The sequence below is a fragment of the Pseudomonas graminis genome (genome assembly GCF_001705435.1).
GTDB lineage: Bacteria > Pseudomonadota > Gammaproteobacteria > Pseudomonadales > Pseudomonadaceae > Aquipseudomonas > Aquipseudomonas graminis_B.
Map to the genome: position 1 here is coordinate 1 of NZ_MDEN01000037.1, position 8,350 is coordinate 8,350.

Annotated in this window: 7 protein-coding genes; 1 reads left to right on the plus strand and 6 read right to left on the minus strand. The window is 59.9% G+C overall.

Going from position 1 to position 8,350, the window contains the following annotated elements; all coding sequences use genetic code 11:
* Positions 1 to 280: 280 nt before the first annotated feature.
* The 5 genes from BBI10_RS00205 to BBI10_RS27755 all read right to left on the minus strand — a co-directional run bounded on the left by BBI10_RS00205 (position 281) and on the right by BBI10_RS27755 (position 5,881).
* A complete protein-coding gene (locus BBI10_RS00205; protein WP_065986022.1) occupies positions 281 to 1,678 on the minus strand; it encodes an NAD-dependent succinate-semialdehyde dehydrogenase in 1,398 nt (465 codons plus the stop codon).
* Positions 1,679 to 1,783: 105 nt separating this feature from the next.
* Positions 1,784 to 2,593 carry a helix-turn-helix transcriptional regulator gene (locus BBI10_RS00210; protein WP_065986018.1) on the minus strand — a complete coding sequence of 270 codons (810 nt, stop codon included), beginning with the start codon at positions 2,591 to 2,593 and terminating at the stop codon, positions 1,784 to 1,786.
* A gap of 53 nt (positions 2,594 to 2,646) precedes the next feature.
* A complete protein-coding gene (locus BBI10_RS00215) occupies positions 2,647 to 4,674 on the minus strand; it encodes an FIST N-terminal domain-containing protein (RefSeq protein WP_065986019.1) in 2,028 nt (675 codons plus the stop codon).
* 385 nt (positions 4,675 to 5,059) lie between these two features.
* The gene (locus BBI10_RS27750) at positions 5,060 to 5,494 is read right to left on the minus strand and encodes a nitroreductase family protein (RefSeq protein WP_244160267.1); all 435 of its coding nucleotides are present in this window, start codon (positions 5,492 to 5,494) and stop codon (positions 5,060 to 5,062) included.
* Positions 5,495 to 5,605: 111 nt separating this feature from the next.
* On the minus strand, positions 5,606 to 5,881 hold the full coding sequence (locus tag BBI10_RS27755; protein ID WP_244160268.1) for a nitroreductase family protein: 276 nt from the start codon (positions 5,879 to 5,881) through the stop codon (positions 5,606 to 5,608).
* Positions 5,882 to 5,994: 113 nt separating this feature from the next.
* Here BBI10_RS27755 and BBI10_RS00225 point away from each other — a divergent pair, with 113 nt between their 5' ends.
* On the plus strand, positions 5,995 to 6,309 hold the full coding sequence (locus BBI10_RS00225) for a DUF7693 family protein (RefSeq protein WP_065986020.1): 315 nt from the start codon (positions 5,995 to 5,997) through the stop codon (positions 6,307 to 6,309).
* Positions 6,310 to 6,706: 397 nt separating this feature from the next.
* On the opposite strand, the gene BBI10_RS00230 is transcribed toward BBI10_RS00225, so the two are convergent.
* Positions 6,707 to 7,618, minus strand: coding sequence for a DMT family transporter (locus tag BBI10_RS00230; protein WP_065986021.1), 912 nt, complete (start codon positions 7,616 to 7,618; stop codon positions 6,707 to 6,709).
* Positions 7,619 to 8,350 lie beyond the last annotated feature (732 nt).

Genomic DNA, 8,350 nt, shown 5'->3' on the forward strand with positions numbered 1-8,350 from the left:
CTCAAGGATTACGAAGCGGACGCTGACGGTAACCGATTCGAGATCAGTATCGACAAGAACGTCGCCAAGACTTTCACCGCTGATAACCTGATCGTGGCTGACGCGAGCGCTGCGCATATCGAGCTTGTGGGCCTGGCACCCGCTGACCTGCACCCGATCGGTTGAATCGATAAGCGCCCTTCCAAATGGTAGGTACGAAAAAGCCGTCGCAGGTGCGACGGCTTTTTTGCAGCATGGGCGGTGACACAGCTTCTCCCATGCGGGTACTGCTCACTGACTCTCAGTCAACGCTTTTGGCCCACACCGCCTGGGCGTTGGTGAATTCGCGCAACCCGAAGTGGGACAGTTCGCGACCGTAGCCACTCTTTTTGACGCCTCCCACCGGGATGCGCGCGTTAGTGGCCGGAAACCCATTGATGAACACGCCGCCGGTTTCCAGACGCCGGGCGATACGTTGCGCGCGCGGAATGTCCTGGGTCCACAGGCTGCCGCCCAGTCCGTAGTCACTGGTGTTCGCCAGCAGGATAGCGTCTTCGGCGTTGGCGGCGATGGTGATCGCGGCCACCGGCCCGAAGGTTTCTTCATCAAATGCGGCCATGCCTGGCTTCACATCGGCCAGCACGGTAGGCGCATAGAAGTTGCCGGGACCGTCGATTTTCTTCCCGCCCAGCAGCAACGTCGCGCCAGCTGCAATAGTGCGTTGAACCTGACCATCCAGCTCATCGCGCAGATCAGCACGAGCCATCGGGCCGACATTGATGGCGCTGTCCAACGGATCGCCCACTTTCAGTTGTTCGACCGCCGCAACGAATTGGCGGGTGAATTGCTCGGCGATCGGCGCCTCGAGAATGAAGCGCTTGGCCGCGAGACAGACCTGGCCGGCGTTCTGGAAACGCGCTTCGACGGCGGCTTTCACCGCAAGGTCGATGTTCGCGTCGGCCAGCACAATAAAGGCGTCCGAACCGCCCAGCTCCAGCAGGCTCTTCTTGAGCGCCTTGCCTGCGGTGGCCGCCACGGCAGACCCTGCACGCATGCTTCCCGTCAGCGTCACTGCAGCGATGCGCGGGTCTTCAATGGTGCGGGCCACGGTGTCGTTGTCGGCAATAAGGTTGGTGAACAGCCCTTTTGGAAAGCCCGCCGCCTCGTAGGCTTCTTGCAGCGCGTAAGCCGAGCCCATGACGTTCGGCGCGTGCTTGAGCATGAAGCCATTGCCCGACAACATGATGGGCCCGGAGGCACGAATCACCTGCCACAGCGGGAAATTCCAGGGCATCACCGCCAGCACGGTGCCGATCGGCAGAAAGGACACATGGACTTCATCGTCGCCGTCTACATTGACCGGCTCATCGGCAAGAATCGCCGGGCCGTTGTCGGCAATCCACTCGATCGTGGCCGCGCACTTCTCCACTTCACCACGGGCCGCCGCCAGGGTTTTGCCCATTTCAGCGGTGATCAACGCAGCGAAGGGTTCCGACCGCTCACGGAGGATGGCTGCCAGACGACGGTAAGCCGACACTCGCTCAGCCATCGGCGTGGCGCGCCACAGACGAAACGCCGCAGCGTTCACGTCCAGCAACTGCTCGACGTCACTTTGCGTCTGGAAGGGATAAGTGGCGATCAGCTCACCGGTGGCCGGGTTGCGTGATGTGGCGACGTTTGCGGTGGAGATCGTGCTCAGGTCAGACATCGTGATTACCTCGTTGGCGGTCGGTGCAGCACATGTGCGCTGCGATGACCGTCACTCTAGGCAAGCCCGAAATAGCCAGGAAGGCGTGTTGTTATCCTATGACCGTGAGTCATAGGCAGTGTGGCGGGGAATGTAGGTCACCAGCGACAGGTCCGGCCGCCCTTCTGGCGTCAATGCGACGTAGGTGAAATCGATATGGCCGCTGATGGGGTGCAGCAGGCGCTTGCGACCCTCTTCGAAGCCTTTGACCTCGGTGTCCTGCCACCACTCTTTGAACTCGGGGCTCTGCGCCGAGAGTTCTTCGATCAGGCTGTCGAACGGTGCCTTGTCCTGGGCCAACGCGCGCGATGCCCGAAACGCACTGATCATGCCCCGCGCCATCTGCTCCCAATCCAGGATAATGGTTCGGTACGGAATGTACAGAAACAGCAGACGCAGCGTGTTGCGCTCATGGGGTTGCAACGAACCGTAGTCGACGAACAGCTCGGCGATGGCGTCGTTCCACGCCAGGATGTCGAGTCGGGCGTTGCGCACATACGCCGGAATCGGGTTGATCGCGCGCACCAGCATTTCCAGCCCGGCCGTCACCCCGCCGCCGGTCGCAGCAACCGGCACTTCCAGCGCGGAAAGCGCGTACAGGTGCGCGGACTCCACACGGTCGAGCTTGAGGACTTTGGATATCCGTTCCAGCGCGTCCGGCGAGGGCTGAATGTCACGGCCCTGCTCAAGCCAGGTGTACCAACTGACGCTGACCCCGGCGAGCGCCGCCACTTCTTCGCGGCGCAATCCCGGCGTGCGCCGGGGCCCCTCCGGCAGACCGAAGTCCTTCGGATCAAGGCGCGCCCGCCGGCTGGACAGGAAATTGCCGAACTCGCGGCGCTGCTCTATCGACGGTCTTTTCGCCATAACTCACTCGTGATCCATGCTGTCGTTTATCGCCGACAATCAGGCATCGTGGGTCATGGTCTGGCGTGGGTCAAGCCGGTCAAGGTATCGGCGATGGCTTTAGTACGCCGCGCCGTGCCTTCGGTGGCCTGGTTCGAGTGTTCCAGGGAATCGAGCATTTCGCGCAACGCGCCGACGCCGGTGGACTGGTCCTCGATCTGCTGCGCCACCCGCTGAATCTCGCTGGAGAGCAGGTCGATGTCGACGCCAATCTCCGCTGCGTTTTTGCGGGTGATTTCCGCCAGCTTGCGCACTTCGTCGGCGACCACGGCGAAGCCTCGGCCCAGGTCCCCTGCCCGCGCGGCCTCGATCGCGGCGTTGAGCGCCAGCAGATTGGTCTGTCCGGCGATCTGCTGAATAACCTGCACGATGGACTGGATGCGCAGGCTCGATTCAGCAAGGGCTCGTGCGCCGACTACCGCTTCGTCCGCCTGGCTGACCAGCGCTACCACGGTATTGCCGGCGTTTGTCGAGACGGTATTCTGCTGGTCAATCGTTCCGGCCAGATCGTCCATGGACAGGTGCAGCTCGCCGGAATAGTGCTTGATTTGCGTGGACATCTCCTCCTGCTGCTGACCGGCCTGGGCAAGGACCCGACCCAGTGCGGCCAGGCCCTCGAACACGGGCAGCACTTTGGTATCCAGCCCGCGAGTGTCCAGCGCATTGTTGAAATCGTTGAGCTTGAACGCCTCGATCTGCTTCACGATGACGTGGTTCAAACCCACCATCTTCTTCAGCTGGCGGCGCAGGAAAAACGCCTTGAACTCTCCGTAGTGGGCGATGAAATTGTCCACGTACTCATCCGTGAATGACGCGCCTTTTGCCACCCGGAAGAAAAAGATCGCCGTGAGCGTCTGGTTCAGGTTCAGGCCGAGAATTTCGCCGAAGGTCGAGAACCCCACCACCGGCACGTCACCGAACAATCCGGTCATGCTGCCCAGGTCCTTGCCGTTGTTGGCCCGACGCAAGATGCAGTCGTTGAGGATCGCCGCCACGGGCTGCCCGCCCTTGCCGCGCAGGAATTGCTCGTAATCCACCTGGGTGGCTTCGCGCAACGGGGTGCGCTTGACCATCACCAGCTCCTCGCCGGGGGCCACGTCGCAGAACAGCTGAATGATTTGCTGTGCATGGTCGATGCGCGCGATCGATCGCACGAACAGTTCGCTGCCCACGCGAATGGCGAAGGAGTACTCCGCGAGGTTCTTTTCCAGGGCGTGAGCGTCGCAACTGAAGGCGTTACACAGGGCCTGGACCATGCTCATGATGTTGCCCTGGCTGTCGATCACCTGGTCGATGGTGCGGTCTTCGACCGACGCAGTCAGGACACTGAAGGTCAGCCCGGCGGGTTTGAAGTTCTGGCTTTTGAACACGCCGAACCGTATGTCGGCAGCGGTCTTGATGAAGACAATCTGCGCATGATTCTGATAGCTGCGCTGGCCGTCGTGGATCAGCGTCTTCTTGAAATCCGACTTGCCACCAGCCGAACCGCCGACAAAAAGGCATGGGAAGCGACCGGACTCGTACAGCGCTTCCATGAAGAACGATTCGGACGCCGACAAGCCGTCGAACACCACATAGGCCAGGGTGTCGCGGTGGTCGATGGCCGTGCTGACCTGGGCACGCTTGATATTGTTGACCAGTTTTTCAATACGCTCACGCATTTCCATGCGCTTGCCGCCGCTGCGGATGTCTTCGCATTCCAGCGGCACCATCACCACTTCAGCGGAGGCAATCACGCTTTTTTCGAAAAGCTGCAAGACGATGCGGTCCCAGCGATCGCCCGTCGCACAATACAAACCGGTCGCACTGTTGCACAGCTCGCCGGAGGTGGTGCACAGGCTCAGCGCGCTGCCGGGAAAGCGCTGTTTGATACGCGCCGCGACCTGATCGATGTCCAGATGGGGAGAGACGAAACCCGTCACCAGAACGGGAACCGAACGCACGCCTGCCAAGGCACGATCCAGTTCACCAGCGGTGCAGTTAATGCTGATCGCTTCCTGACGGTTCGCGCGGGATCGGTTGAAGAGTTTGAGTGGGTTCATCGTCGGCTCACTAGAAGGGATCGCTGAGCGCATGACTGCATACGCGGCAGCTTTCCTCTGTATCGGCCGTGGAAAATCTGACTTGAAGGACAACCCGCGGGATTGGTCGGGGGGGCGAACCTAAGCCCGCATGATTGCTTCAGTTTCAATCGCCGTCGGTGCGATGGATGCGAAAGCCGTGGCGCCCGCCGCGAAGCGGGGCTTGAGCGTGAGCGCCGGGGTTTCATAATCTCCGGCGTTCTGTCGACGCCCACCTGTGGCGGCGCGACCTCATTGCTTCGACGATCAAAACGACGTCCTGCCCGCCGCGCTGACACTGGGCTCTGCATCTGTGATGCGCAATCAAGGCGTGCTGACCCCATGGCTGAATCCTGGAGCCCCGTCGTCAGCGAAGGCCAAACCCCATCCGGATCAATTGCTCAACCAAATGTTCACGGCCATGGAGGTTGGAGGTGTCACGAAGTCGGTTGACGACTTGTTCAGACCAACCGTTTGCCCTCATCCCCTCGCGCTGGTAGAAAGCCCCCAACCGCTGATCATACGCGGCGACTGCGGCCGGCTCTGGCTCCGCCGCGTAGGTTTCGTGGTGAAGCACCGCGGCCTGTGGAAGCCTCGGTTTGACCTTCGCGGGCAGTTCGCTGGAGGGATAGCCGACGCAGAGTCCAAATACGGGGTAAACGTGTGGAGGCAGTTCTAGCTCCTTGGCGACCCCCTCGATGTCATTGCGAATGGCGCCGATGTAAACGCTGCCAAGCCCCAACGATTCGAGTGCCACAACGGCGTTTTGAGCCGCCAGCGAAGCATCTATCGTGCCCAGCAACAGGCTTTCGAGGTAGGGAAGCGCGTGCAGTTCGGCGTGCTGCTGCTCGGCTACACGGGAGACGCGAGAAAGGTCGGCAAGCCATACCAGAAACAGCGGCGCCTGTCGGATCTAAGCCTGGTTGCCGGCCAGCGCCGAGAGGCGCGCCTTGCGATCCGTGTCCCGCACCGCGACCACGCTCCAGACCTGCAGGTTTGAAGAGGTGGCTGCAGACTGCGCAGCAGCGACCAGTGTTTCCACCAGCCCATCCGGCAGAGGCTCGGTGCTGAAAGCGCGAACGCTGCGATGGTCGAGCAATTGATCGATGGTATCGTTCCAGGTGGTGAGCGCAGACGCATCGGGCTCGCCGTACCGCGCCGCCATTCTGGATTGGCTGGTTGTGGTCATAAATCTCTCCAAAAAAGTGATGCGAGGCTATCAAATCGATGCCACAGGCGCATGCCTTGGGTAGGCATTTTCATGCAACCGCCCTTCAAACTGAGCCATCCGAGGAAAGCCATTTGTCAGCAGAGCCTCTTACTGCGCGTGACACCTGTCAGGTCCTGCGTGACATTGCCCTCGGCATTCGGGTGATGCGTCGGGTGGACGGCAACGCTCAAGTCCAGACCGACAGCGGACTGATGACCGTCGATGCCGATGGCTGGCTGATCACGTTTTACAAAGAGCACAACGCCCTGGACCACTGCGACCGCTGCCTCAGCCCCGAAGGCCGGGCCTATATGTTTGACGCCCGCCAGCGTTACGGCACTGATCCCCTTGAGCTGCTGAGCACGTGGGAACGCGGTCAGCTGGAAACGCTGCTCTCCCTCATCTAATCGAACACTTATACACCGCGCGTCAAAAGAAACGGGCTCGGCCCCATAGCGTGGGATGACGGAACCAAAGCGGATCAGTTGCCACTCAAGCGGTATAACGTCCGGAGCGATACGGGTGCGTCTTCTCAAGGCAGTGGCAGTGCGCAAGGCAAGGCGTGAGATGGGCTGGAAGGCTCTGACTTACTGACTCAACCCGACCACCTACCTTCAGACAGGCAAAAAAATCTGGAAAACCCCGTTTTCATGGGCCTTCCAGATTTTCAAATGGTGAGTCGTGTGGGATTCGAACCTACGACCCATTGTTAGAGACAAGCGGGCGTAAGACTCGCTCCAAGCCCCCGTGACATAACGCGCTTAGCCCAAGGCATTCGGCAATGCAGCCCCTAATGAATCCCCATTAAATGCGACTGACCCGCTCCGCCTGGGCCGGCGCTTTGTGACCCAGGCGTATCAGTTCGTTGGAGAAACACAAACCAGCGATGATCAGGGCCGCTCCCAGATAAAGGCTTTCGCGCGGTACTTCATTGAGGGCGACAAATGCCAGCAGTGCCGCGAAGAGCGGTTCGGTCAGTTCAAGCGCTTGCACCTGGGATGGCTTGAGGTATTCGATGGCCTTGGTCGTGCAGAAAAAGCCGAGGATGGTCGGCAGCGCGGCCAGCGCCAGCAATGCGGCAATCGCGATGGATGACAGCTCGCCTATCACGAAGCCATCGGCGGCGGCAGGCATCAGCAGGTACAGGCTGCCGAAGAAGAGCAGTTGACGAGTGAAATGCAAGCCTCCTGAAACACCCATTTTTTTCATCGCAACTGAAAACGCTCCGTAGCCACAGCCTGCGACGGAGGCCAGCGCTGCGCCTTCCAGCGTGAAACCCTGCTGCAAATCAGCGCCGAATATTACTGCAATCCCTGAGATGGCAAGTGCGGCACCCACGGTTGCGTTTGCAGTGATGGGATCCTTCAGGAACAGGCGCCCCAGAATGATCGACGAAATTGAGGCACTGGCCATGAGTACGACGACGACACCCGCAGCGGCGTAATGCCGGTAGGCGGAAGTCTCGAAATGGAACAGCACGAAAATACCTAGGAACGCGCAGATCGCCGCCTGGCTCCATTTGGCGGCTGAGGTCGGACGCTTGAGAAAAAGCAGCACGATCGAGAGCAGGATGCACCCCAGTATCGTTTTGATGACGGCAACGCTGCTGGAAGTGAAGCCATTGCTCATGAGCACCTTGCTGAGCACCCCAATGGTTGCGTTCAGTGCGGCAGCGGAGAGCGCGAAAATAACGCCTTTGCTGAAATTAGATTGCATTGATGTCGTTCCCTGTACTGGTTTGTCGTCCGAGAAGATGTTGGCCCGTATTGACGGGGCGAAATTCGAGGATGTGAAGATGCTGCCAAAGCCCGCCGTGTAAGCAGGCGGAGGGGGCAACTACGATTCTTGCGCACACTTGGATCCAACAATCATTACTGATGTCGCCATGAGAGCGCAACCGCGAAGGCGTGCCGAATTCTCACTGGGTCGATCGTTGGAGCAAGGCAGGAAGGGATCGTAGGTGGGGTCAGGTAGACAATGCGCGGCCGACGGCCCGTGGTGAAGTCTGCGCGCGACTACACCTCAGGCTTGATGGCTCCGCTGGGATACCGCACGTCTGCGACTTCCAGCGAGGCCAGCTGAGCTATCCGGATGTCGCTGGAACGGGTCACCCACAAAAGCATCACATCGCGCTTCGGTAGACGGCCAGTCAGATGCGGCGCGCATCAGATGATTGGATGCACAGGGCGAAAGGAGGTGGACAGCTTCAACAAGCTGCAGTCGCCTGGCACACAGCGAAACTGAGGGAATAGTCGTGCCCAGTTCCCAGTTGCATCGCCTCAGTTCGCAGCTTTACTCACGCCCTACTGCTTTTCAGACAGGCAAAAAAAAATCTGGAAATCCGCATTTTCATGGGCCTTCCAGATTTTCGAAATGGTGGGTCGTGTGGGATTCGAACCTACGACCAATTGGTTAAAAGCCAACTGCTCTACCAACTGAGCTAACGAC

Excerpts from the sequence above, each read along its gene's own strand:
- BBI10_RS00215 (WP_065986019.1), bottom strand. The coding sequence starts at position 4,674 with ATGAACCCACTCAAACTCTTCAACCGATCCCGCGCGAACCGTCAGGAA.
- BBI10_RS00230 (WP_065986021.1), bottom strand. The coding sequence starts at position 7,618 with ATGCAATCTAATTTCAGCAAAGGCGTTATTTTCGCGCTCTCCGCTGCC.
- BBI10_RS00210 (WP_065986018.1), bottom strand. The coding sequence starts at position 2,593 with ATGGCGAAAAGACCGTCGATAGAGCAGCGCCGCGAGTTCGGCAATTTC.
- BBI10_RS27755 (WP_244160268.1), bottom strand. The coding sequence starts at position 5,881 with ATGACCACAACCAGCCAATCCAGAATGGCGGCGCGGTACGGCGAGCCC.